General features: G+C 61.3%; 26 protein-coding genes. 15 read left to right on the top strand and 11 right to left on the bottom strand.

Going from position 1 to position 24,428, the window contains the following annotated elements; all coding sequences use genetic code 11:
• Positions 1-73 precede the first annotated feature (73 nt).
• The 3 genes from arsC to AC07OJ_RS25295 are packed head-to-tail and all read left to right on the top strand — an operon-like array spanning position 74 to position 1,426.
• Positions 74-427, top strand: coding sequence for an arsenate reductase (glutaredoxin) (arsC, locus tag AC07OJ_RS25305; protein WP_106803442.1), 354 nt, complete (start codon positions 74-76; stop codon positions 425-427).
• Positions 424-1,038 carry an NAD(P)H:quinone oxidoreductase gene (gene wrbA / locus AC07OJ_RS25300; RefSeq protein WP_065907460.1) on the top strand — a complete coding sequence of 205 codons (615 nt, stop codon included), beginning with the start codon at positions 424-426 and terminating at the stop codon, positions 1,036-1,038. The genes arsC and wrbA overlap by 4 nt, the downstream gene beginning before the upstream one ends.
• Complete coding sequence (locus AC07OJ_RS25295) at positions 1,022-1,426, top strand: DUF2069 domain-containing protein (protein WP_282397627.1); 405 nt, start codon at positions 1,022-1,024, stop codon at positions 1,424-1,426. Before wrbA ends, AC07OJ_RS25295 begins: the two co-directional genes overlap by 17 nt.
• A gap of 149 nt (positions 1,427-1,575) precedes the next feature.
• Here the strand turns inward: AC07OJ_RS25295 and AC07OJ_RS25290 are convergent, their stop codons facing one another.
• Together AC07OJ_RS25290 and ttcA are read right to left on the bottom strand one after the other, a co-directional pair.
• Positions 1,576-2,247 carry a DNA-3-methyladenine glycosylase I gene (locus AC07OJ_RS25290; RefSeq protein ID WP_010209632.1) on the bottom strand — a complete coding sequence of 224 codons (672 nt, stop codon included), beginning with the start codon at positions 2,245-2,247 and terminating at the stop codon, positions 1,576-1,578.
• 67 nt (positions 2,248-2,314) lie between these two features.
• Positions 2,315-3,139: a tRNA 2-thiocytidine(32) synthetase TtcA gene (ttcA, locus tag AC07OJ_RS25285; RefSeq protein WP_065907464.1), complete on the bottom strand. Its 825-nt coding sequence runs from the start codon at positions 3,137-3,139 to the stop codon at positions 2,315-2,317.
• A 342-nt stretch (positions 3,140-3,481) separates the two neighbouring features.
• On the opposite strand from ttcA, the gene AC07OJ_RS25280 reads away from it, so the two are divergent.
• Positions 3,482-4,084, top strand: coding sequence for a Yip1 family protein (locus AC07OJ_RS25280; protein WP_065907465.1), 603 nt, complete (start codon positions 3,482-3,484; stop codon positions 4,082-4,084).
• Between the two features lie 128 nt (positions 4,085-4,212).
• Positions 4,213-4,707 (top strand): SprT family zinc-dependent metalloprotease, encoded by a 495-nt coding sequence (locus AC07OJ_RS25275; RefSeq protein WP_065907486.1) that lies wholly within the window; start codon positions 4,213-4,215, stop codon positions 4,705-4,707.
• 103 nt (positions 4,708-4,810) lie between these two features.
• Here AC07OJ_RS25275 and AC07OJ_RS25270 read toward each other — a convergent pair whose 3' ends face one another.
• A complete protein-coding gene (locus AC07OJ_RS25270) occupies positions 4,811-5,992 on the bottom strand; it encodes a CaiB/BaiF CoA transferase family protein (RefSeq protein ID WP_495095405.1) in 1,182 nt (393 codons plus the stop codon).
• A gap of 157 nt (positions 5,993-6,149) precedes the next feature.
• On the opposite strand from AC07OJ_RS25270, the gene tusD reads away from it, so the two are divergent.
• From tusD to AC07OJ_RS25240, 6 genes are all read left to right on the top strand, one after another.
• Complete coding sequence (tusD, locus tag AC07OJ_RS25265; RefSeq protein WP_065907471.1) at positions 6,150-6,542, top strand: sulfurtransferase complex subunit TusD; 393 nt, start codon at positions 6,150-6,152, stop codon at positions 6,540-6,542.
• Position 6,543: 1 nt separating this feature from the next.
• Positions 6,544-6,894 (top strand): sulfurtransferase complex subunit TusC, encoded by a 351-nt coding sequence (gene tusC, locus AC07OJ_RS25260; protein WP_120448963.1) that lies wholly within the window; start codon positions 6,544-6,546, stop codon positions 6,892-6,894.
• Positions 6,894-7,172: a sulfurtransferase complex subunit TusB gene (tusB, locus tag AC07OJ_RS25255; protein ID WP_106803439.1), complete on the top strand. Its 279-nt coding sequence runs from the start codon at positions 6,894-6,896 to the stop codon at positions 7,170-7,172. The genes tusC and tusB overlap by 1 nt, the downstream gene beginning before the upstream one ends.
• Positions 7,169-7,504 carry a TusE/DsrC/DsvC family sulfur relay protein gene (locus tag AC07OJ_RS25250; RefSeq protein ID WP_120448964.1) on the top strand — a complete coding sequence of 112 codons (336 nt, stop codon included), beginning with the start codon at positions 7,169-7,171 and terminating at the stop codon, positions 7,502-7,504. Before tusB ends, AC07OJ_RS25250 begins: the two co-directional genes overlap by 4 nt.
• Entirely contained in the window at positions 7,501-8,502 is a 1,002-nt protein-coding gene (locus tag AC07OJ_RS25245; protein WP_495095404.1) for a glycosyl transferase family protein, read from the top strand. The genes AC07OJ_RS25250 and AC07OJ_RS25245 overlap by 4 nt, the downstream gene beginning before the upstream one ends.
• Before the next feature lie 88 nt (positions 8,503-8,590).
• A complete protein-coding gene (locus AC07OJ_RS25240) occupies positions 8,591-9,586 on the top strand; it encodes a glutathione S-transferase family protein (RefSeq protein WP_495095403.1) in 996 nt (331 codons plus the stop codon).
• Between the two features lie 905 nt (positions 9,587-10,491).
• On the opposite strand, the gene cysG is transcribed toward AC07OJ_RS25240, so the two are convergent.
• The 6 genes from cysG to AC07OJ_RS25210 are packed head-to-tail and all read right to left on the bottom strand — an operon-like array spanning position 10,492 to position 17,994.
• Positions 10,492-11,886 (bottom strand): siroheme synthase CysG, encoded by a 1,395-nt coding sequence (cysG, locus tag AC07OJ_RS25235; protein ID WP_495095402.1) that lies wholly within the window; start codon positions 11,884-11,886, stop codon positions 10,492-10,494.
• A complete protein-coding gene (gene serS / locus AC07OJ_RS25230) occupies positions 11,887-13,167 on the bottom strand; it encodes a serine--tRNA ligase (protein ID WP_495095401.1) in 1,281 nt (426 codons plus the stop codon).
• Positions 13,168-13,183: 16 nt separating this feature from the next.
• Entirely contained in the window at positions 13,184-13,558 is a 375-nt protein-coding gene (gene crcB / locus AC07OJ_RS25225) for a fluoride efflux transporter CrcB (RefSeq protein ID WP_065907493.1), read from the bottom strand.
• On the bottom strand, positions 13,558-14,880 hold the full coding sequence (locus tag AC07OJ_RS25220) for a replication-associated recombination protein A (protein ID WP_065907495.1): 1,323 nt from the start codon (positions 14,878-14,880) through the stop codon (positions 13,558-13,560). Before AC07OJ_RS25220 ends, crcB begins: the two co-directional genes overlap by 1 nt.
• A gap of 27 nt (positions 14,881-14,907) precedes the next feature.
• Positions 14,908-15,531 (bottom strand): outer membrane lipoprotein periplasmic chaperone LolA, encoded by a 624-nt coding sequence (gene lolA / locus AC07OJ_RS25215; protein ID WP_065907498.1) that lies wholly within the window; start codon positions 15,529-15,531, stop codon positions 14,908-14,910.
• Positions 15,532-15,585: 54 nt separating this feature from the next.
• Complete coding sequence (locus tag AC07OJ_RS25210) at positions 15,586-17,994, bottom strand: DNA translocase FtsK (RefSeq protein ID WP_065907501.1); 2,409 nt, start codon at positions 17,992-17,994, stop codon at positions 15,586-15,588.
• A 496-nt stretch (positions 17,995-18,490) separates the two neighbouring features.
• On the opposite strand from AC07OJ_RS25210, the gene aat reads away from it, so the two are divergent.
• The 3 genes from aat (at position 18,491) to infA (ending at position 20,253) form a co-directional block, all read left to right on the top strand.
• Positions 18,491-19,171, top strand: coding sequence for a leucyl/phenylalanyl-tRNA--protein transferase (gene aat / locus AC07OJ_RS25205; protein ID WP_495095400.1), 681 nt, complete (start codon positions 18,491-18,493; stop codon positions 19,169-19,171).
• 55 nt (positions 19,172-19,226) lie between these two features.
• Positions 19,227-19,934, top strand: coding sequence for an arginyltransferase (locus AC07OJ_RS25200; RefSeq protein ID WP_495095399.1), 708 nt, complete (start codon positions 19,227-19,229; stop codon positions 19,932-19,934).
• Positions 19,935-20,034: 100 nt separating this feature from the next.
• Positions 20,035-20,253 (top strand): translation initiation factor IF-1, encoded by a 219-nt coding sequence (gene infA, locus AC07OJ_RS25195; protein WP_002553999.1) that lies wholly within the window; start codon positions 20,035-20,037, stop codon positions 20,251-20,253.
• A gap of 945 nt (positions 20,254-21,198) precedes the next feature.
• On the opposite strand, the gene clpA is transcribed toward infA, so the two are convergent.
• Together clpA and clpS are read right to left on the bottom strand one after the other, a co-directional pair.
• A complete protein-coding gene (clpA, locus tag AC07OJ_RS25190) occupies positions 21,199-23,469 on the bottom strand; it encodes an ATP-dependent Clp protease ATP-binding subunit ClpA (protein WP_065907505.1) in 2,271 nt (756 codons plus the stop codon).
• 29 nt (positions 23,470-23,498) lie between these two features.
• Positions 23,499-23,867 (bottom strand): ATP-dependent Clp protease adapter ClpS, encoded by a 369-nt coding sequence (gene clpS, locus AC07OJ_RS25185; RefSeq protein WP_010567912.1) that lies wholly within the window; start codon positions 23,865-23,867, stop codon positions 23,499-23,501.
• Between the two features lie 219 nt (positions 23,868-24,086).
• On the opposite strand from clpS, the gene cspD reads away from it, so the two are divergent.
• On the top strand, positions 24,087-24,350 hold the full coding sequence (gene cspD, locus AC07OJ_RS25180) for a cold shock domain-containing protein CspD (RefSeq protein ID WP_495095398.1): 264 nt from the start codon (positions 24,087-24,089) through the stop codon (positions 24,348-24,350).
• Positions 24,351-24,428 lie beyond the last annotated feature (78 nt).

Raw genomic sequence — 24,428 nt, 5'->3', positions numbered from 1 at the left:
GCCTCTAACGGTTTAAGGACCGGGCGCAGCGCAGGTAGAATACCTGCCACCTTACGCAAGATGCGACCCGCACATGACCGATCTGACGCTTTATCACAACCCGCGCTGCTCGAAATCCCGCGGTGCGCTCGAACTGCTGGAAGCCCGTGGCCTCGCCCCGACCGTGGTGCGCTATCTGGAAACCCCGCTCGACGCCGCGCAATTGCGGGCCTTGCTGGCCAAGCTCGGCATCAGCGCCCGGCAACTGCTGCGCACCGGTGAAGACGAATACAAGGCCCTGGGCCTGGCCGACGCCAGCCTCAGCGAAGCGCAATTGATTGCCGCCATCGCCGCGCACCCGAAGTTGATGGAACGCCCGATCCTGGAAACCGCCGACACAGCCATCATTGGCCGCCCGCCGGAAAACGTGCTGGAGATCCTGCCGTGACGTCGCCGTATGTGCTGGTGTTGTATTACAGCCGCAATGGCTCGGTGAGCGAAATGGCCCGGCAGATTGCCCGGGGCATCGAGCAAGGCGGGATGGAGGCGCGCTTGCGCACCGTGCCGGCGATCTCCACCGAGTGCGAAGCCGTGGCGCCGAGCATCCCGGAGGAAGGCGCGCTGTATGCCAGCCTCGATGACTTGAAACACTGTTCCGGCCTGGCCCTCGGCAGCCCGACGCGCTTCGGCAATATGGCCGCGCCGCTCAAGTACTTCCTCGACGGCACCAGCAACCTGTGGCTCACCGGCGCGCTCGTCGGCAAGCCGGCCGGGGTGTTCACCTCCACCGCCAGCCTGCACGGCGGCCAGGAAACCACGCTGATGTCGATGCTGCTGCCGCTGCTGCACCACGGCATGCTGATCACCGGCCTGCCGTACAGCGAACAGGCACTGCTCGACACCCAGGGTGGCGGCACCCCGTATGGCGCCAGTCACCATGCCGGGCCGGATGGCAAGCGCCTGCTCGATCAACACGAAATCAGCCTGTGCCGCGCCCTCGGCCTGCGCCTCGCCACCACCGCCACGTTGCTGGAGAACGGCCGTGGCCAGAAAGCCTAAGGTCCTGCCGCCCCAGGCGTGGCTGGAGCCACGGGTCAAGCTCGCGCGCACGCTGAGCCTGCTGGCGTTTTTCGCCCTGGTGGGGTTGCTGTGCGTGTACTACCTGTTCATCGCCGACCTCCACGGCGCCCGCCCGTGGGTGATCCTGCTGATCGAACTGGTGCCGCTGCTGATCCTCGCGCCGGGCATGTTGCTGGCCAGCGCGCGCGGACATTCGTGGATGTGCTTTGTGGTGAACCTGTATTTCATCAAGGGCGCGCTGGCGGCGTACGACCCGAACCGCCAGTGGTTCGGGGTGCTGGAGATGCTCGCGAGCCTGGCGGTGTTCTGTACGGCGTTGCTGTATGTGCGCTGGCGGCATCAGTTGAATCGAAGACTGGCAGAATAACGTTGTGGCGAGCGGGCTTGCCCCGCGTTGGGCTGCGCAGCAGCCCCCGAAATAGTCACCGCATTCTTTCTGATAGAAAGCAGGGCTTGGTTTTGGGGCCGCTACGCAGCCCAACGCGGGGCAAGCCCGCTCGCCACGATAGAACTCGGTCAGTGATTTACTGTGTAAGCCAGCATCATCGACAACTGGCACATCGGCCGGCCGCTCTCGGCATGCCATTGGTTGAACGCGCCCTGCACCGTCGCCAGGTCGCGCAGGCTGGTCGGCGCCTTGTCGACGATCTTCTGCGCATTCAGCGCGGCCACCACGTCATAACTCGGCACAAACGTATCCTTGCCGACCATGCGCAAAAAGCGCGGCGCCGACAGCCCGCCCAATTGGTGGCCGTGCTTGCTCAGGTACTTCCACAACCCAACGATATCGGTCACCGGCCAGTCGGCGACGAACGCACCAAAGCTGCCCTTTTCCTGCTCGATGTCGAGGATCATCTGCGCGTTGCGCGGCACACTCTTGAGCTTGCCCAGGTGGCGGATGATGCGCGTGTCCTGCATCAGCCGCTCCAGGTGCTCGGCGCCCATCAACACGACTTTTTCCGGATCGAAGCCGAAGAACACTTGCTCGAACGCCGGCCACTTGGCGTCGACCACGCTGTGTTTCAAGCCAGCGCGAAAGACCCGCAGCGCCAGGGTCGACAGGTAGCGGTCATCACTGATCTTGCGCAACTGCGCCGGGGTCTTGGGTACAGGCAGGTGGGCTTCCAACTCGGCCGCTGAACCGAAGCGGTTCAGACAATATTCGTGCAGCCACTTGTAATCGCGCATGCCCTCTCCTGGCAATGGAATTGAAAACGGCGCCCGCAAGCGCCGTGTGTCAGAGCGTTGAATCGGCTCAGAGGTTCACAACATTGACGAAGCGCGACGCGGCGGTTTCATCAATCTTCAGGCTGGTGAAGTCAAACAGGTTGCGGTCGGCCAGCTGTGACGGGATCACGTTCTGCAGGCTGCGGAAGATGCTTTCAGTACGGCCTGGGGTCTTGCGCTCCCAATCCACCAGCATCTCCTTGACCACCTGGCGCTGCAGGTTTTCCTGGGAGCCACACAGGTTGCACGGGATGATCGGGAATTGCTTGAAGTCGGAATAGGCCTGGATGTCCTTCTCATTGCAATACGCCAGCGGGCGAATCACCACGTTGCGCCCGTCATCGGCACGCAGTTTGGGCGGCATGGCCTTGAGCGAGCCGTTGAAGAACATATTCAGGAAGAAGGTCTCGACGATGTCGTCACGATGGTGCCCCAGGGCCATCTTGGTCGCGCCGATCTCATCGGCGAACGTGTAGAGCGTGCCACGGCGCAGGCGCGAGCACAGCGAGCAAGTGGTCTTGCCTTCCGGGATCAGCTCCTTGACCACCGAGTAGGTGTCTTTCTCGACGATGTGGTACTCGACGCCCAGCTCCTTGAGGTAGGCCGGCAGCACGTGCTCAGGGAAACCCGGTTGTTTCTGGTCCATGTTGACGGCGACGATCTCGAACTGGATCGGCGCGACCTTTTGCAGGTGCAGCAGCACGTCAAGCATGGTGTAGCTGTCTTTGCCGCCGGAGAGGCAGACCATGACCTTGTCGCCATCCTCGATCATGTTGAAATCGGCGACCGCTTCACCGGCCAGGCGACGCAGGCGTTTTTGCAGTTTGTTCTGATTGACCGTAAGAGTGCCCATGGCGCTTGGATCCGCTAGAGGTGTGTGACGAAAAGCGCGGTATTTTACCGATAAGCACCACCGAGTTCCATTGTAGGCGCTGGCTTGCCGGCGATAGAGATGGTTGCCGTTCCGTGGCAGCCCGTTATAGCGCAATCGCCGGCAAGCCGACGCGTACACAGACCTCACCGCGATTAGGGCCAATGTTTACAGCGCGATTTGCTCTAAAGCCCTACAGTTTTTCCGGTCATCCCTTCCTATACTGCGACTTGAGGTCGCACATCACTATCCAGACCTTTCAGGCCAATTGGCCGGTGGGCGCTCCGATGGGGGGCGATGGTAATAACGACAGGAGTGACTGGCATGATCCATCACGTCGTGGGGCTGTTTACCCATCCCGACCAGGAATGGCGGGAAATTCGTGGCGATAAAGAAGAAAGCATCAGCCACATGTACCTCACTCACACCTTGATTCTCGCGGCGATCCCCGCCGTGTCCGCCTTTATCGGTACCACCCGGGTCGGTTGGGTGATCGGCAGCCGCGCGCCGGTCATGCTGACCCAGGAAAGCGCGTTGTGGATGACCATCATGTCGTACGCGGCCATGCTCGGCGGCGTGGCAGTGATGGGCGCGTTCATTCACTGGATGGCCCGCACCTACGACGCCAACCCCAGCATGGCGCGGTGCGTAGCCTTTGCCACCTACACCGCGACACCGCTGTTTATCGGCGGGCTGGCGGCGCTCTACCCACATATGTGGCTGGGCATGGTGGTCGGGACGGCGGCGATTTGCTACACGGTGTACCTGCTATATGTGGGGCTGCCCACCTTCATGAGCATTGATCCCGACGAGGGCTTCCTGTTTTCCAGCTCGGTACTGGCCGTGGGCCTGGTGGTCCTGGTGGCAATCATGGCGTTTACCGTGATTGTCTGGGGGCTGGGCGTCGGCCCGATCTATACCAACTGACCGGTCAAAGGGGTAGGCAAAGCCGCCGCAAGGTGGCTTTGTGCGTTATGCATGACCATTCGGCGCCTGACAGATTCGGAAACACCCGGTTTTGCGGCATACTGGACGTCTCTGGAGATATGGTCAGCATGCCCGAGCAACTCAATACCCGCGTCGAAGATTGTTTCCTGCAAGCCGAATCCTTTTTCAAACGAAGCTTCAAACGCCCCCAGGTCAGCCTCAAGCTGCGGGGCCAGAAGGCCGGTGTCGCGCATTTGCACGAGAACCTGCTGCGCTTCAACCCACAGCTCTACCGCGAAAACAGCCAGCACTTCCTGAAGCAGACCGTGGCTCATGAAGTGGCGCACCTGATCGCCCACCAATTGTTTGGCGAGCGCATCCAGCCGCATGGCGAGGAATGGCAACTGATCATGCGCGGGGTCTACGAACTGCCGCCGGACCGTTGCCACACCTATGCAGTCAAGCGCCGCCAGGTGATGCGCTATATCTACCGTTGCCCGTGTGCGGACAGTGATTTTCCGTTCTCGTCACAGCGCCACGGGATGGTGGCCCAGGGGCGGCGGTATTTGTGCAGGCGGTGCCGGCAGACCTTGGTGTTTACCGGCGAAACCCGGGTGGAGTGAGGCCCCTTCGCAGGCACGCCCACGCCCCCCGTTTGAATGCATTACGAGGATAGGGCGCGGTCAACATGTGGCAACGGGCTTGGCCGCGAAAGCCCCCGCCCAATCACCCCACAACTTTGGCCTGCCGCAAATCGGCTATCCGCTGCGCACTCAAGCCCAGCTCCGCCAGCACTTCATCACTGTGCGCCCCTACGGCGGCGCCGATATGCCTAGGCTGCGGCAACGCCTCGGAAAACTTCAACGGGCAGGCAATCTGCGCCTGGGTCGAGCCATCGCCCCGTGGCACCTGGGTGACCAACGCCCGTGCCTTCAACTGCGGATGCTCCACCGCCTCACTTAAAGCGAGGACAGGCTCCACACACGCGTCCACCCCGGCAAACAACGCGCACAGCTCATCAAAACTGCGCTTCTCGAACTCGACCTGCAGCGCCAGCTTCAAGGCTTGTTGGGCCTCCGGTTTGGGTGACAAGCCTTGCGCCGCCAGCTCCGGGCGGCCCAATGCCGCGCAGAGTTGTTGCATAAACCCGGGTTCCAGGCTACCGACTGACATCCAGCGCCCATCCCGCGAGCGGTAATAGTCGTAGAAACTGCCGCCATTGAGCACATGCCCCTCCCACGCCGGCTCGACGCCACACGCCAGGTAACCGGCGCCAGCCATGGCATTCAGGCTGAACGAACAGTCGGTCATGCTCACATCCAGGTACTGGCCGAGGCCACTGGTTTGCCGGGCAATCACTGCCGCCAGCAGCCCCACCACCGCATGCAGCGAACCGCCGCCCACATCCGCCAATTGCACGCCCAAGGGCAGCGGCCCGCTGTCCTGGCGACCGGTATAGCTGGCGACGCCGGCCAGGGCGAGGTAATTGATGTCATGCCCGGCGCGATCCTTGTAGGGGCCGGTCTGCCCGTAACCCGTGATGGAGACGTAGATCAGCCGCGGGTTGATCGCCTTCAACGCCTCATATCCCAGGCCCAGTCGCTCCATCACCCCGGGGCGGAACTGCTCGAGCACGATGTCGTACTCCTTGACCAGCGCGTGCACGATCTCCAGCGCTTCGGCTTGCTTGAGGTCCAGCGCCAGGCTGCGTTTGTTGCGATTGAGGTAGGCGTGGCTCGCCGATGTGCCTTGATCGTGCGGCGGCAGTACCCGCAACAGGTCCATGCGCGTGGGCGATTCGATACGCAGCACCTCGGCGCCCATGTCGGCGAGCATCAATGACGCAAACGGGCCGGGCAGCAAGGTGGAAAAATCCAGCACTTTGAGGGACGCCAAGGGACCTGACATGAACACTCCAGTTGTGTTTCGGGTTCCCACAGACTAGGCAGCCTGGCGCCGACCGGCAATCGTCAGAACGATCAGCGGGGGTGACCGTTTTGATCACGGCGGGCTTTTTCGTGCAGGCGGCTTTATCATTGGCCCACGTTTGCTTGCAGAGTGTTCCATGAAGTTTGCGATTGCAGTGTTTTCCGCCGCCCACGCGCCCTCCTCGCGCCGCGCCCTGCGCTTTGCCCAGGCGGTGCTGGCCGGTGGGCATGAGATTGTGCGGCTGTTTTTCTATCAGGACGGCGTCTACAGCGCTGCCAATAATATCGTCGCGCCCCAGGACGAGCAGGACATCGCCCGCCAGTGGCGCGAGTGGGTCAGTCAGCACCAACTCGACGGTGTGGTCTGCATCGCCGCCGCGTTGCGCCGTGGCGTGCTCAACACCGAGGAAGCCACGCGTTATCAACGCAGCGCAGTGAACCTGGATGCGCCGTGGGCGCTGTCGGGCCTGGGGCAATTGCACGACGCCGCCCAGGCCGCCGACCGCCTGATCTGTTTTGGAGGGCCGTGAGATGTCCAAATCCTTATTGGTGATCAGCCGCCAGGCACCGTGGTCCGGGCCGGGCGCGCGCGAAGCACTGGATATCGTGCTGGCCGGCGGCGCGTTTGATCTGCCGATCGGCCTGCTGTTCCTCGATGACGGCGTGTTCCAGCTGGCGTCGCACCAGGACGCCAAGGCCGTGCAGCAGAAGGACCTCAGCGCCAACCTGCAGGCACTGGGCCTGTTCGGCATCGATGATGTGTTCGTCTGCAGCCACAGCCTGGCCGAGCGCGGGCTTATCTCCCCGGCCAGCGCCCAGCCATTGGACAGCGCCGCCATTTCCACGCTGATTGACCGTTATGACCAGGTGATGACCCTCTGATGTCGACTTTACATGTGGTTTCCCACTCGCCGTTCACCGACAGCCGCCTCGCCAGTTGCCTGCGCATCTGTGGCGCCGACGATGCAATCCTGCTCTGCGGCGACGGCGCCTATGGGCTGCACAATCCGGCCCTGCAGGCCAAGGGTGTGAAGGTCCTGGTGCTGGCCGAAGACCTGCTGGCGCGCAATCTGCCGCTGCCGGATTGGGCCGACAGCGTCGACTACCCGGGTTTCGTGCAACTGTCGATCGACTACGACAAGGTCAACACCTGGCTATGAACACCCTGACCGTCGGCGCACGCACCCTGGAACTGGACAAGGACGGCTACCTCGTCGACCTGAACGAGTGGTCGACGGAGGTGGCCCACGCCCTGGCCGCCGCCGAAACGCTGGAGTTGACCGCGGACCATTGGGAAATCCTCACGCTGCTGCGCCAGTTCTATGCCGAATTCCAGCTGTCTCCCGCCACGCGCCCGCTGATCAAGTACACCGCCTTGAAGTTGGGCCCGGAAAAGGGCAACAGCCTGCACCTCAACAAACTGTTCAACGGCACTCCCGCCAAACTCGCCGCCAAGCTGGCGGGCCTGCCCAGGCCGACGAATTGCTTATGACCGACTTTGCCCCGCTGACCCTTGAAACCCCTGCCGAGCACCCATTTGCGCAATTCGTGCGCATCCTGGGCAAAGGCAAGCGCGGCGCGCGCAACCTCACCCGTGAAGAAGCCCGCGAGGCCATGGGCATGCTGCTCGACGAAAAAGTCGAAGACACCCAGATCGGCGCCTTCCTGATGCTGCTGCGCCACAAGGAAGAAAGCCCGGAAGAACTCGCCGGATTCACCGAAGCGGTGCGCGAACGCCTGCACGCCCCGGCCTTGAACGTGGATGTCGACTGGCCGACCTATGCCGGCAAGAAGCGCCACCTGCCGTGGTACCTGCTGGCGGCCAAGTGCCTGGCGCAGAACGGTGTGCGCATCCTCATGCACGGCGGCGGCGCACACACCGCCGGCCGCTTGTACACCGAGCAGTTGCTGGAGGGCTTGCAGATCCCGCTGTGCCGCAACTGGCAGCAGGTCGGCACCGCGTTCGAACGAGGCAACCTGGCATTTATTCCCCTGGGCGACTGGGCGCCGCAACTGCAGCGCATGATCGACCTGCGCAACACCCTGGGCCTGCGCTCGCCGATCCACTCCCTGGCACGCCTGCTCAACCCGCTGAATGCACGCTGCGGTCTGCAAAGCATCTTCCACCCCGGTTATCAGGGCGTGCACCGCGATGCCAGCGGCCTGCTCGGCGACAATGTGATTGTGGTCAAGGGGGATGGCGGCGAAGTCGAGATCAATCCCGACACCATCAGCCACCTGTACGGCACCACCGGTGGCGAAAGCTGGGACGAAGAATGGCCCGCCCTCTCCGCCCAGCGCCATGTCAAACCCGCGAGCCTTGAGCCGGAACATTTAAAAGCCGTGTGGCGCGGCGACGCCGAAGACAGCTACCCGCAACTGGCGCTGATCGCGACCATGGCCCTGGCGCTGCGTGGCCTGGGCCACCCACGGGAACAGGCGTTCACATTGGCGCAGCAGTACTGGGATGCACGGGATAAATCGATTTAATCGATGATTCACGCCCGGTCTTTGCGCTTTTAGTTCGAACTCATCCCTTTAGACTGGGCTCCAACGCTTATTAGCCAAGGAGCCAGTCATGGGTTTGCTGATCGAAGGGCACTGGAAGGACCAGTGGTACGAAAGTAGCGCCGACGGCGCTTTCCAGCGTGAACAGGCGCAACGCCGAAACTGGGTGACCGCCGATGGCGCGCCCGGCCCCAGCGGCGAAGGCGGCTTCAAGGCCGAAGCCGGTCGCTATCACCTCTACGTCTCCCTTGCCTGCCCTTGGGCGCATCGCACGCTGATCCTGCGCAAGCTCAAGGGCCTGGAAAGCCTGATCGACGTGTCAGTAGTCAGCTGGTTGATGCTGGAAAACGGCTGGACCTTCGACAAGACCCACGGCTCCACTGGCGACACGCTGGATGGCTTCGACTTCATGCACCAGCGTTACACCGCCGACACCGCCGACTACACCGGGCGCGTCACCGTGCCGGTGTTGTGGGACAAGAAACTGCAGCGCATCGTGAGCAATGAGTCAGCGGAAATCATCCGCATGTTCAACAGCGCCTTCAACGAGCTGACCGGCAATACCCTGGACTTCTACCCGCAGGCACTGCGCCCGAGCATCGACGCGCTGAACGAGCGGATTTACCCGGCCGTGAACAATGGCGTGTACCGCGCCGGCTTTGCCACCGCGCAAAAGGCCTACGAAAGCGCATTTGATGATGTGTTTGCCGAGTTGGATCACCTGGAGCAGCACCTGCAAGTACATCGCTACCTGGCCGGTGAGTACCTGACCGAGGCGGATGTGCGCCTGTTCACCACGCTGATCCGTTTTGATGCGGTGTATTACAGCCACTTCAAATGCAACCTGCGGCGGATTGCCGATTATCCGAACCTGTCGAATTGGTTGCGGGAGATGTATCAGTGGCCGGGCGTGGCCGAGACGGTGGATTTTGCGCATATCAAGGGGCATTACTATACGAGCCACCGGACCATCAATCCGACGGCAATCGTGCCGAAGGGGCCGTTGCAGAGTTTTGATGCCGCCCATGATCGGGCTCGCCTTGCGGGGAAAGGCGTCTTTAGCTGAGACGACCCGGTGTCTGTGGGGTGGGGCTTCCTATGGCAGCAAGCTTGTCGGAGCTAGTGGGCATCTTGAGGCTAGTGGGATTCTTGAGGTCAGTGGGCTTCTTGAGGTCAGCGGGCATCTTGAGATCAGTGGGCTTCTTGAGATCAGTGGGCTTCTTGTGGCGAGCGGGCTTGCCCCGCGTTGGGGCGCGAAGCGGCCCCAAAACCTGCCTACACGGTCTTCCTGAAACTGCGCGGCGAGTGTACTGGGGCCGCTTCGCGCCCCAACGCGGGGCAAGCCCGCTCGCCACAGGAATCTCCACTGGCCTCAGAAATCTCCACTGGCCTCAGGAATCTCCACTGACCTCTGGAATCTCCACTGACCTCTGGAATCTCCACTGACCTCTGGAATCTCCACTGACCTCAGAAATCTCACTGGCCACAGGAATCTCCACTGACCTCAGGAATCTCCACTGACCTCAGGAATCTCCACTGACCTCAGGAATCTCCACTGACCTCAGGAATATCACTGGTCTCAGGAGTCTCCACTGACCCCAGGAATCTCACTAGCCTCAGGAATCTCCACTGACCTCAGGAGTCTCACTGACCTCTGGAATCTCCACTGACCTCAGGAATCTCACTGGCCTCAGGAATCTCCACTGACCACAGGAATCTCACTGGCCACAGGAATCTCCACTGATCACAGGAATCTCACTGGCCACAGGAATCTCACTGGCTCAGGAATTTCCACTGGCCACAGGAATCTCACTGACCACAGGAATCTCCACTGCCCATAGGAATCCCACAGGCCTCAGAAATCTCCACTGCCCACAAAAATCTCCCCGGCCTCAGAAATCTCACTGGCCTCAGAAAGCCCACTAGCCACAACAACTGCGCAGCCTCAACAAGCCCGGCAGTCACACAGGCCTAAACCTGCGACTGCGCGCCCTCAAACCACTTCAGCTTCTCGCGCAACACCACCACTTCACCGACGATTACCAGTGTCGGTGCATGCACTTCATGCTCCGCCACCATGCGCGGCAAGTCCGCCAGGGTGCCGGTGAATACGCGCTGGTTGGAGGTGGTGCCCTGCTGGATCAACGCAGCGGGGGTGTCAGCCGCGCGGCCATGCTTGATCAGTTGTTCGCAGATGATCGGCAAGCCAATCAAGCCCATGTAGAACACCAGGGTCTGCGACGGTCCCACCAGGTCATGCCAGGGCAGGTCCGAAGTGCCGTCCTTCAGGTGCCCGGTGATAAACCGCACCGACTGCGCATAGTCACGGTGAGTCAGCGGAATCCCGGCATACGCCGCGCATCCGCTCGCCGCCGTGATGCCAGGCACCACCTGGAACGGAATGCCATGGGCCGCCAGTTCCTCGATCTCTTCGCCACCCCGGCCAAAGATGAACGGATCGCCACCCTTGAGCCGCAATACACGCTTGCCCTGCTTGGCCAGGTCCACCAGTTGCTGGTTGATCTGATCCTGCGGGACGGCGTGATCGGCGCGACGCTTGCCGACATAAATACGCTCGGCATCGCGGCGGCACAGTTCGAGAATCGCCGGGGCCACCAGGCGGTCGTACAGCACCACGTCGGCCTGCTGCATCAGGCGCAAGGCGCGGAAGGTGAGCAGGTCCGGATCACCCGGCCCTGCCCCCACCAGGTACACCTCGCCCGGTGCATACGGCGGCGCGCCGTTGACCTTTTCGATCAGCAGGCGCTCGGCCTCGTCACCCTGCCCGGCCAATTGACGGTCGGCAATCGGGCCCTGGAACACTTCTTCCCAGAACGCACGGCGTTGTTGCACATCCGGGTACAGGCCTTTGACCTGGGCGCGAAAACGCGCCGCGAGCCCGGCCAGTTGCCCGTAGGTGGACGGAATCCAGGTTTCCAGCTTGGCCCGGATCAAGCGTGCCAGCACCGGCGCATCGCCGCCGCTGGACACCGCGATCACCAACGGTGAACGGTCGACAATCGCCGGGAAGATCACGCTGCACAAGGTCGGCGCATCCACCACATTGACCGGCACGCAACGACGCTTGGCATCGCTGGACACTTGCGCGTTCAGCGGCTCGTCATCGGTGGCGGCGATAATCAGGGTGCAGTCGTCGAGATCGGCCTCCTGATAACCGCGCAAAATCAATTCCCCGCCACTGCCCAGCACCAACACACGCAGCTGGTCTTCGATCTGGGGAGCAACCACCCGCAGCACTGCACCGGCGTCGGCCAGCAGCCGGGATTTGCGCAAGGCAATCTCCCCGCCACCGACGACCAACACACGGCTGCCGCGCAGGTTATGAAACAGCGGCAGAAACTCCATTTAGCGGATGACCTCGACGCCCGCCATATACGGCTTGAGCACTTCCGGCACACGGATCGAGCCGTCGGCCTGCTGGTAGTTTTCCAGCACGGCCACCAACGTACGGCCTACCGCCAGGCCCGAACCGTTGAGGGTGTGGACCAGTTCCGGCTTGCCGGTTTCCGGGTTGCGGAAGCGCGCCTGCATGCGACGGGCCTGGAAATCGCCACAGTTGGAACACGACGAAATCTCGCGGTATTTGTCCTGGCTCGGCACCCACACTTCGAGGTCGTAGGTCTTCACGGCACTGAAACCCATGTCGCCGGTGCACAGCGCCAGCACGCGGTACGGCAGCTCCAGCAGTTGCAGGACGCGTTCGGCGTTGGCGGTCAGGCCTTCCAGGGCTTCCATGGAAGTCGACGGCTCAACCACCTGCACCATCTCGACCTTGTCGAACTGGTGTTGGCGGATCATGCCGCGGGTGTCACGGCCCGATGCACCCGCCTCACTGCGGAAGCACGGGCTGTGGGCGACAAACTTGATCGGCAGTTGCTTAGCGTCGAGGATCTCGCCGGCGACGATGTTGGTCAGCGACACTTCGGCGGTCGGGATCAGGTACAGATCGGCTTCGCCATCGCGGCTGATCTTGAACAGGTCTTCCTCGAACTTCGGCAACTGGCTGGTGCCCATCAGCGCCGGTGCCTGCACCAGGTACGGGGTGTAGGCCTCTTCGTAGCCATGCTCGCCGGTGTGCAGGTTGATCATGAACTGCGCCAGGGCGCGGTGCATGCGTGCGATCGGGCCGCGCAGCAAGGCAAAGCGCGCGCCGGACATCTTCGCGGCGGTTTCGAAATCCAGGCCGCCGGTCAGTTCGCCCAGGGCGACGTGGTCCTTGATTTCGAAATCAAAAGACGTCGGCGTACCCCAGCGGCGCACTTCGACGTTGCCGTCTTCGTCTTCGCCGACCGGTACGGACTCATGGGGAATGTTGGGAATGCCCAGCAGGATCGAATCCAGCTCGGACTGAATCTTTTCCAGCTCGACTTTACCGTCGGACAGCTCGGTGCCCATGCGCTCGACATCCGCCATCAGCGGCGCGATGTCTTCGCCGCGCTGCTTGGCCTGACCGATGGATTTGGAACGCGCATTACGCTCAGCCTGCAGTGCTTCGGTGCGGGTCTGGACGGTCTTGCGCTGTTCTTCCAGCGCTTCGATGCGCGCAACATCCAAGGCAAAGCCACGGAATGCCAGGCGGTCCGCTACGTCCTGAAGGTTGCTACGTAACAGTTTGGAATCGAGCATGTCGGTCTCTCGTTTATCAAAGTTTGGTCAAGGACAGGCCGGCCCAGGTGGCGAGCAGCCCGCCGAACACGCTGATGCCCAGGTACCCGAAGGCGACCAGGGCCTGCCCGCTTTCCAGCAGTCGCAGCGTGTCCAGTGAAAAGGATGAAAAGGTCGTCAGACCGCCTACAAAGCCGACAATCAAGCCGGCGCGAATTTCAATCGGCACTTCCGGGCGCAACAGGAACCAGCCGTACAACAACCCGATGATCAAACAGCCCACCAGGTTGACCGCCAGGGTCGCCGCATAAAAATGCTTGGGCCAGTTAGCGCTGACCCAGTTACCGGTGGCGAAACGCAATAATGTACCAGCGATGCCGGCTGCGGACACGGCAAGAATCGTCTTGAGCACTACTTTCTCCGCTGTTTAGGGCTGAGGCGATCGAGTTGGGCCAGGTGATTGAGCTTTTCGCCGATCTTCAGCTCCAGGCCACGCGGCACCGGCTGATAGAGCGGCAGCGGCTCAAGCTCATCGGGGAAATAGTCTTCACCGGCCGCGTAGGCATCCGGCTCATCGTGGGCATAGCGGTATTCGTCGCCGTAGCCCAGTTGTTTCATCAACTTGGTGGGCGCGTTGCGCAGGTGCAACGGCACTTCGAGGGAGCCGTACTCGGCAGCGGCGCGCAGCGCGGACTTGAAGCCCATGTACACCGCGTTGCTCTTGGGCGCACAGGCCAGGTAGGTAATGGCCTGGGCCACGGCCAATTCGCCTTCGGGGCTGCCGAGGCGCTCCTGCACGTCCCACGCGGCCAGGCACAGGCTCAAGGCGCGCGGGTCGGCGTTGCCGATGTCTTCGCTGGCCATGCGCACCACGCGGCGGGCCAGGTACAGCGGGTCGCAGCCGCCGTCGATCATCCGCGCAAACCAGTACAACGCGCCGTCCGGGTTGGAGCCGCGCACGGATTTATGCAGCGCCGAGATCTGATCGTAGAAAGCTTCGCCGCCCTTGTCGAAGCGCCGACGCGTATCGCCGAGCAGGCTTTGCAGGAGGTCGACGCCGATTTCGCTGCCGTCTTCGGCCAGGTCGGAGGCGTTTTCCAGCAAGTTGAGAAAGCGCCGGCCATCGCCATCGGCGGCAGTCAGCAAAATCTTGAAGCCTTCGTCGCTGACGCTCAGTTGGCGCTTGCCCAGGCCCTTGTCTTCGTTCAACGCGCGGTGCAGCAGCTTTTGCATCGCCGCTTCGTCCAGGCTCTTGAGCACATAGACCCGCGCCCGCGACAGCAAGGCGTTGTTGAGTTCGAACGAAGGGTTTTCGGTGGTGGCGCCGATAAAGATCAGCGTGCCGTCTTCGACATAGGGCAAGAACGCATCTTGCTGCGACTTGTTGAAGCGGTGCACTTCATCGACAAACAGGATGGTGCGCTTGCCGTATTGCCCGGCCTGCTGCTTGGCGACCTCGACCGCCTGGCGGATCTCCTTGACCCCGGCCAGTACCGCCGAGACCGTTTCGAAGTGCGCATCCGAGACTTTTGCCAGCAGCCGCGCCAGGGTGGTCTTGCCCACGCCCGGCGGCCCCCAGAAAATCATCGAGTGCAGCGCACCCTGCTCCAGGGCTTCGCGCAAAGGCTTGCCGCGAGCGAGCAGGTGTTCCTGCCCGACATACTCATCCAGGTTGGTCGAGCGCAAGCGCGCGGCCAGTGGCTGAGCAATCGGGTCACTTCGAAACAGGTCCATGGGCAGCGTTTGAAACCTCTTGGCAGATTATTCCTGGATCACGTCGGCACCCTTGGGGATGTCGAACTTGAACTTGGACGCCGGCACCGGCTCATTGGCCTTGACCCCGGAGAACAGGATATCGGTGCGCTGGCCGACGCTGTCGACCAGGCGCATGTTGTTGATCACGCCATTGCCAAACGACAGGGACAGCGTGTCAAAGAGCGTGTCCTTGGATTTCGGCTTGAGGGTGAACTCGATCACGTTGCTGGTTTGCTTGGAGGTGATGTCGAAACTCTCGTTGATTTTCGACACATCACCCGACAGCAGCAGCGCTGGCGTCTGGTTCAGGCGCGGGTCGAGCTTCTTGATGGTCGCCTGCTCCAGGTCCGGGTCCCACAGCGTGACTTTCTGGCCGTCGGAGACGATGGTCTGCTCCGCCTTGCCTTCGGTGTGCCAGTAGAACAGCCCAGGGCGCTGCACGGCCATTTCGCCGGCGGTTTCCTGCAACTGGGTGCCGCCCGCGTCCAGGGTCAGCTGGGAGAAGCGCGCGGTCAGGGTCTTGGATTTGTCCAGCAGGTTGGTCAGGCTGGCCACGGAGGCCGGGTCGGCGTGCGCCGAAACAGCAGTCAGGGCCAGTGCTGGCAACAACAGCATGCGGATAAGACGCATGGGAGTCCTCATTGAGTCGTTAGGGCGTGCCGCGTGCTGCCACGCGGCACGTGATCAGTCGCGCATCTGCCCGGGGGCGATGACTTCGCGCGAGCCGTTGGTGTTCATTGCGGTCACGACGCCAGCCATTTCCATGGCTTCGATCATGCGCGCGGCGCGGTTGTAGCCGATTTTCAGCTTGCGCTGCACCGCGGAAATCGAGGCGCGGCGACTTTCCAGCACAAACGCGACGGCCTCGTCGTACAGCGCGTCGGTCTCGGCATCGTCGTCGCCACCGCTGCTGCCGCCGTCGAAGCCGCTGCCGGCTTCCTCGACGCCCGCGAGGATGTCGTCGTTGTATTCCGGAGCGCCACGCAGTTTCCAGGCTTCCACCACGCGATGCACTTCGTCATCGGAAACGAAGGCGCCGTGCACCCGAATCGGCAGGCTGGTGCCCGGCGGCATGTAGAGCATGTCACCGTGGCCGAGCAGCTGCTCGGCGCCACCCTGGTCGATGATGGTCCGCGAGTCGATCTTGCTCGACACCTGGAACGCCATCCGCGTCGGAATGTTGGCCTTGATCAAGCCGGTGATCACATCCACCGACGGACGCTGGGTCGCGAGGATCAAGTGAATACCCGCCGCCCGCGCCTTCTGGGCGATACGGGCGATCAGTTCTTCGACCTTCTTGCCGACGATCATCATCATGTCGGCGAATTCGTCGACCACCACCACGATGGTCGGCAGCTTGCTCAGCAGCGGCGCTTCGTCGTGGATGCTCTCGCGCTTGTACAGCGGGTCGGTCAGCGGCGTGCCGGCGTCCTGGGCTTCCTTGACCTTGGCATTGAAGCCCGACAGGTTGCGCACGCCCATCTTCGCCATCAGCTTGTAGCGACGCTCCATCTCGGCCACGCTCCAGCGCAGGGCGTTGGCGGCGTCCTTCATGTCGGTGACGACCGGGCACAGCAGGTGCGGAATGCCTTCGTAGATCGACAGTTCGAGCATCTTCGGGTCGATCATGATCAGCTTGGCGTCTTCCGGGCCGGACTTGAACAGGATCGACAGGATCATCGCGTTCACACCCACCGACTTACCCGAACCGGTCGTACCGGCAACCAGCAAGTGCGGCATTTTCGCCAGGTCGGTAATCACCGGCTTGCCGCCGATGTCATGACCCAGGGCCAGGGTGACCGGCGATTTGAAGTTGTCGTATTCCGGCGTCGAGAGTACTTCGGAGAAGCGCACGATCTGGCGGTCCTCGTTGGGAATCTCGATACCTACGGTGGTCTTGCCGGGAATCACTTCGACCACGCGCACGCTGGTCACGGCCAGGGAGCGCGCCAGGTCCTTGGCCAGGTTGGCGATACGGCTGACCTTGACGCCTGCCGCCGGCTGGATTTCGTAACGGGTAATCACCGGGCCGGGGTGGATCGAGTCCACCGACACTTCGACGCCGAACTCCTTGAGCTTGATTTCCAACAGGTGGCCGACAGCCGCCAGGGACTCGGGGGAATAGTTGAGTTGCTTCTTTTCGGCCGGATCGAGGATCGAGATCGGCGGCAAGGTGCCTTCGACGGCGCTGTCGACAAACAACGGCGCCTGTTTCTCTTTCTGCACGCGATGGCTTGGCTCGGCGGGCTTGGGCGGTGCCGGAGCAATCACCGGCGGCACCTGCTTCTCGCGGTCCGACATGTGCTTGCTCAGGGCCTGCTCGCGCTCGATCAGGCGCTCCTTGACCTTGGCCTGCTCGCGGCGGTCCGGCGTGCTCGGGGCGACCACCTCGTTGACGCGGGTGTCGACCTCACGCAACTGGGCGACCATGCGCTTGCGCTCGACCCGGGCCGCCCACCAACGGTTGGCAGCGCCCTGGAACAGCTCCAGCAGGTCGAGGGTGATCTTGCCGGTCACGTCCATCACCTTGAACCACGACAGGTCGGTGAACACGGTGAGGCCGAACAGGAACAGCGCGATGAACATCAAGGTGCTGCCCTGGATATTCAGGGTCCTGCGCGCCAGGTCGCCAAGGCTTTCGCCCAACGCCCCGCCCGCGCCCGCCGGCAGGCCGGTAGGCGCATGGAAATGGATATGCGCCAGCGCCGCGCCGGACAACACCAGGAACACCAGGCCGATCAGGCGCCAGGAAAACAGCCAGCCGCTCCACTGCCACGGCTCATGCCGCTGGCGGAAGATCTGCCAGGTCTTGATCGCCAGCAGCAAGGGGAAGATATACGCGAAGTAACCGAGCACCATGAACAGGATATCGGCGCTGTAGGAGCCGGCAGGTCCACCGAAGTTCTGCACGTCTTCGATCTTGCTGTTGTGGCTCCAGCCCGGATCGTCCTTGCCATAGGTGAGCAAGGCCATCATCAGGAACAGGCACAGCGCGCCGATAGCGATCAGCGCACCTTCCTTGAGTCGGTAGTGCAGGTGCTGGCGCCAGGCCGGCACGACTGCTGCTTTGGGTGTTGCGGCGGATTTCTTCAAAACGGGTCTTTTCCTGCGCCTTTAGCGCGTCCATCTGTTGAATAACTGTAAATACTGCCCAATCCGAGCAGCTGAAAAATGAACGAACGTCATTGAATCTACTTTTAACACTGGGCGATTGCTGGATGAAATGGCGATAACGCCACAATCGCCGCATTGTACGGGTTTGTGCCCCTGATGCCACACCACTTGGCGCTCTTCAAGCAGCATAGCCAATTGTGTGTCACAAGATGTTCAATTTGAGCATGCATTGTCTTTGCTGACAAAGGCTTATGAGCTGTTTTTACCAATCCAGGCAAGCTTGGCAAATGGCCTGCATCGGCCAGACCCGATTACGACCACGCCTCAGGCACAGAGTTGCAGAAACACGCGCTCACGCTAATGCGCGCCGATGGCCGATTCGGGCTGGCCCCACAGCGCTGTGTCGACAATAATCACGCTCTCGGTGCAGGCGACATTCCTGCCACTCCCCTCCCCTTCCGTAAGCCTGGATGCCATGCTGACCTGGTTACAACGCGACACCCTGACATTCCCGCCACTGGCCAAAGCCATGCGCGAACCCAATGGCCTGCTCGCTGCCGGCGGTGACCTGTCGGCCGAACGCCTGGTCCAGGCCTATCGCCACGGTTGCTTCCCGTGGTTCTCCGAGGGCCAGCCGATCCTCTGGTGGTCGCCCGACCCGCGCACGGTGATCTTCCCCGACGAACTGCACGTCTCGCGCAGCCTGGGCAAATTGTTGCGCCAGCAGCGCTACAGCGTGACATTCGACCAGGATTTCGCTGCCGTCATCCAGGCCTGCGCCGCGCCGCGCGCCTATGCCGATGGCACCTGGATCACCGAGGGCATCCAGCGCGCCTACCTCGAGCTGCACACGCGCGGCTATGCGCACTCGGTGGAGGTATGGGACGACGGCGAACTGGTAGGCGGCCTGTATGGCCTGGCGATGGGCCAATTGTTCTTCGGCGAATCCATGTTCAGTCGCGCCGACAACGCCTCGAAATTCGGCTTTGCCACACTGACTCGGCAACTGCAGGCCTGGGGATTTGTGCTGATCGACTGCCAGATGCCCAACGATCACCTGCACAGCCTGGGCGCCCGCGCCATCCCCCGCAGCGAATTCGCGGGCCTGCTGCGCGACCATCTGGATCAACCCAACACTGGACCGTGGGTTTCCTAGGCGACTTGCGCGCACCTGGCTTACACTTATTTCAAAGCTTACCCGAGGGTTGATCATGACCGAGTTGGCGCGTTTGAAGTTTTATGCCACTCAACCCCACTCTTGCAGCTATCTGCCCGACGAGCAGGCCACCACGCTGTTCCTCGATCCCAGCCAGCCAATGGACGTGCATGTGTATGCCGATCTCTCGGAAATGGGCTTTCGGCGCAGCGGCGACCACCTGTACCGGCCCCATTGCCAGAACTGCAATGCCTGCGTCCCGGCGCGCATCCCTGTGACGCAGTTTGTACCGGACCGCAACCAGAAACGCATCCTCAAGCGCAACGCCGACCTGACGGTGACCTCGGCCAAGCCGAGGTTCAGCGAAGAATATTTCGACCTTTACCAGCGCTACATCGAGCAACGCCATGCTGACGGCGACATGTTCCCGCCCAGCCGCGATCAGTTTTCCACCTTCCTGGTGCGTGAGCTGCCGTTCTCGCGATTCTACGAGTTTCGCCTCGACGGTCGCCTGGTGGCCGTCGCCGTGACCGATTTGCTGCCTAACGGCCTGTCGGCGGTCTACACCTTCTACGAACCAGCCGAAGAACGCCGCAGCCTGGGGCGCTTCGCGATCCTCTGGCAAATTGGCGAAGCCATGCGCCTGGAACTCGAGGCGGTGTACCTCGGATACTGGATCAAGAACTGCAAAAAGATGAACTACAAGACCCAATATCGGCCTATTGAACTGCTGATTAATCAAAGATGGGTCACGCTTAACTAGAACCCCTTGGCTTAAACACCCTTTTTCGGGCACAATGCACGCCGCTTTTGCCTGGCGCAGTTGCACCGGGCCATTCACTGGATACCGAGGGCTTTACTGCATGTCGAAAGAAGACAGCTTCGAAATGGAAGGCACTGTCGTCGACACCCTGCCCAACACCATGTTTCGTGTGGAGTTGGAAAATGGGCACGTCGTAACCGCGCATATCTCCGGCAAGATGCGCAAGAACTACATTCGTATTCTTACCGGTGACAAAGTGCGCGTCGAGCTGACGCCCTATGACTTGAGCAAAGGGCGCATCACTTACCGCGCTCGTTAAGCAAGTCAATACAAAACGCCCGGTTATGCCGGGCGTTTTTGTGTGCGCTATTTATGCAGGGCTGCAGGACTCATGTGGGAGCTGCGTACACCCGGGGTATAGGCCTCACCTCCAATCCCCTGTGGGAGCGGGCTTGCCCGCGAAGGCGATCCGTCAGTTGATGCATTCGCTGGCTGACCCACCGCCTTCGCAGGCAAGCCAGCTCCCACATTTGATTTGCATACACCCGGGGTCTCAGGCCCCACCCCAATCCCCTGTGGGAGCGGGCTCGCTCGCGAAGGCGGTGTGTCAGTTGATGCATTCGCTGGCTGACCCACCGCTTTCGCAGGCCAGCTCCCACATTTGATCTGCGTACACCCGGGGTCTCAGGCCCACCCCAATCCCCTGTGGGAGCGGGCTTGTCCGCGAAGGCGATCCGTCAGTTGATGCATTCGGTGGCTGACCCACCGCCTTCGCAGGCAAGCCAGCTCCCACATTTGATTTGCATACACCCGGGGTCTCAGGCCATACCCCAATTCCCTGTGGGAGCGGGCTTGCTCGCGAAGGCGATCCGTCAGTTGATGCATTCGCTGGCTGACCCACCGCTTTCAAAGGCAAGCTCCCACATTTGATCTGCGTATACCCGGGGCCTAGACCTAACCCCAATCCCCTGTGGGAGTGGGCTTGCCCGCGAAGGCGATCCGCCAGTTGATGCATTCGCTGGCTGACCCACCGCTTTCGCAGGCAAGCCAGCTCCCACATTTGATTTGCATACACCCGGGGTCTCAGGCCCCACCCCAATCCCCTGTGGGAGCGGGCTTGCCCGCGAAGGCGATCCGCCAGTTGATGCATTCGCTGGCTGATCCACCGCTTTCGCAGGCAAGCCAGCCCCCACATTTGATCTCCACCAACATCAAGACAGCAAAAAGGCGCCTTTCGGCGCCTTTGCTTTATTGCAGCCAACGATCAGGCCATTTCCGCCGTGGTTTCGAAGTCGAAGGTCAGCTCGCCATCCTTCAGGTCGATATGCACCACGCCGCCATGGTCGGACAGTTCGCCGAACAGGATCTCTTCGGCCAATGGCCGCTTGATCTTGTCCTGGATCAGACGCGCCATCGGGCGAGCGCCCATTGCCGCGTCGTAACCACCTTCGGCCAGCCAGTTGCGCGCCGCGTCCGTCACGTCCAGCTGCACGCGCTTGTCTTCCAACTGCGCCTGAAGCTCGGTGAGGAACTTGTCCACCACGCTCTTGATAACCTCATGGCTGAGGCGACCAAACTGGATAATGGTGTCCAAGCGGTTGCGGAACTCCGGCGTAAAGCTCTTCTTGATCACTTCCATGGCATCGGAAGAGTGATCCTGATGGCTGAAGCCGATCGAAGCCCGCGCGGCCGTTTCGGCACCGGCGTTGGTGGTCATGATCACGATCACGTTGCGGAAATCCGCCTTGCGCCCGTTATTGTCGGTCAGGGTGCCGTGGTCCATCACCTGCAGCAGCAGGTTGAAGACTTCCGGGTGCGCCTTCTCGATTTCATCGAGCAGCAATACGCAATGCGGCTGCTTGGTGATCGCTTCGGTCAACAGGCCGCCCTGGTCGAACCCGACATAGCCCGGAGGCGCACCGATCAGGCGCGACACAGTGTGACGCTCCATGTATTCGGACATGTCGAAACGCACCAGCTCAATGCCCATGGCCTTGGCCAACTGCCGTGCCGCCTCGGTCTTGCCGACGCCGGTAGGACCGGCGAACAGGAACGAACCCACAGGCTTGTCCGGCGACTTGAGGCCCGCACGCGACAACTTGATCGCGGTGGACAGCGAGTCGATGGCCGCATCCTGGCCGAACACGGTCAGCTTGAGATCACGCTCCAGGTTACGCAGCAGTTCCTTGTCAGAACTGGTGACGTGTTTTGGCGGAATCCGCGCGATCTTCGCCACGATGTCCTCGACCTGAGGCACGTCGATGCGTTTCACACGCTTCTCGACCGGCTGCAGGCGCTGGTAGGCACCCGCCTCGTCGATCACGTCGATGGCCTTGTCCGGCATGTGCCGGTCATTGATGTAGCGCGACGCCAGTTCAGCGGCCGAACGCAGGGCTTCATCGGTGTACTCGATGCCATGGTGCGCTTCGAAACGCCCCTTGAGCCCGCGCAGGATGCCAATGGTGTCTTCAACCGAAGGCTCGGACACGTCGACTTTCTGGAAGCGACGCGCCAAGGCGCGGTCTTTCTCGAAAATGCCGCGGAATTCCTGGAACGTGGTCGAACCGATGCAGCGGATATCACCCGACGACAGCAGCGGCTTGAGCAGGTTCGAGGCGTCCATTACCCCACCGGATGCCGCACCGGCACCAATGATGGTGTGGATTTCATCAATGAACAGGATCGCCTGCGGACGTTTCTTCAGCTCACCGAGCAACGCCTTGAAGCGCTTCTCGAAATCGCCACGGTACTTGGTCCCGGCGAGCAAGGCGCCCAGGTCAAGGGAGTAGACGACACTGTTGGCCAGCAGGTCAGGCACCTGATTGTCGACAATGCGCTTGGCAAGGCCCTCGGCAATCGCGGTTTTACCCACGCCGGCCTCACCCACCAGCAACGGGTTGTTCTTGCGACGACGCGCGAGGATCTGCGCTACACGCTCGACCTCAAGCTCACGCCCCACCAGCGGATCGATCCGCCCCTGGCGCGCCAGCTCATTAAGGTTACTGGCATAGGCATCCAGTGGATTGCCCGAAGAAGAAGACTCACCGCCCTCGTCGTCCTGCATATCCTGTTCACCCTCGGAATGATCGCCGTGCCCAGGCACCTTGGAGATACCGTGGGCGATGTAGTTGACGACATCAATACGGGCAACGCTCTGCTGCTTGAGCAGGAACACTGCCTGGCTTTCCTGCTCGCTGAAAATTGCCACCAGCACGTTGGCGCCTGTGACTTCACGCTTACCGGAGCTCTGTACGTGGAAAACAGCACGCTGCAATACCCGCTGGAAGCCCAGGGTTGGCTGGGTCTCGCGGTCCTCGTCATGCACGGGGATCAGTGGCGTGGTGGAGTCGATAAACTCCTGCAGGTCATGCTTGAGTTTGTCGAGGTTGGCGCCGCACGCACGTAGAACGGTGGCGGCAGCTTCGTTATCCAAAAGTGCCAGCAGCAGGTGCTCGACGGTCATGAATTCATGACGCTTCGAACGGGCCTCCTTGAAGGCAAGATTGAGGGTGACTTCGAGCTCGCGGTTTAACATAGCTTCACCTCATACCCAAGTGGTCGGCGTTAACCGTCCTTCTCGATTTCACAGAGTAGCGGATGCTGGCTTTCCCTGGCGTACTGGTTGACCTGCATGGCCTTTGTCTCGGCGATGTCGCGGGTAAACACTCCACATACTGCCCGTCCTTCTGTGTGAACGGCCAGCATTACCTTGGTCGCCAACTCGCGGTTCAGGTTAAAAAACACCTCGAGTACTTCGACCACGAAATCCATCGGTGTGTAGTCATCATTGAACAAAACCACCTTGTACATCGGCGGCGCCTGTAAAGCAGGCTTGGCCTCCTGAACAGCAATGCCTGCAGAACCGTCGTCATCGTGTTCGTGATCCGGTCGATCCTGATTGAATGTTAGTCGAATCTGGCTGATTGCATGCATGGAAAGAAAGGTTCGTCAGTGGTTCAAATACAGTGGTGGGGGCGACCTGTCAGAATTTCAACTACTGACCGGCCAGTCGCCTTGACTATCGGCAAAACGGTGTTACAACCAATAGAACCCACAGTGGGTAAAAAAGGTCCGCGCAGTCAACCTTATTTATTCGGGTTAGGACGGATAAACTGGATGATACTCCAGTGATGGAGTCTGGTGCAGAGGGATATGGGCATGGCAAGTGGTAAGGTCAAGTGGTTCAACAATGCCAAAGGCTACGGTTTCGTCGTAGAGGACGGTAAGTCCGAAGATCTCTTTGCGCATTTTTCAGCGATCAAGATGGATGGGTACAAGACGCTGAAAGCGGGCCAACCTGTAAGTTTCGAAATCATTCAAGGACCGAAAGGGTTGCATGCCGTGGAAATCATCGCCAAGGCACCTGAACCCACCGCGGGGTCGACCGCTCATAACGAAAAGAAGCAAACGGCCTGATCCGCCGTCGAGCGCTCAAACGCAATAAAAAACCGGCCACCCCAGCAAGATTGGGACGGCCGGTTTTTTTATGCCTGC

Source organism: Pseudomonas sp. GW821-FHT09C08, assembly GCF_059418125.1.
Note: the sequence above shows the minus strand (reverse complement) of the source record. Positions and strands in the feature narration are given on the sequence as shown.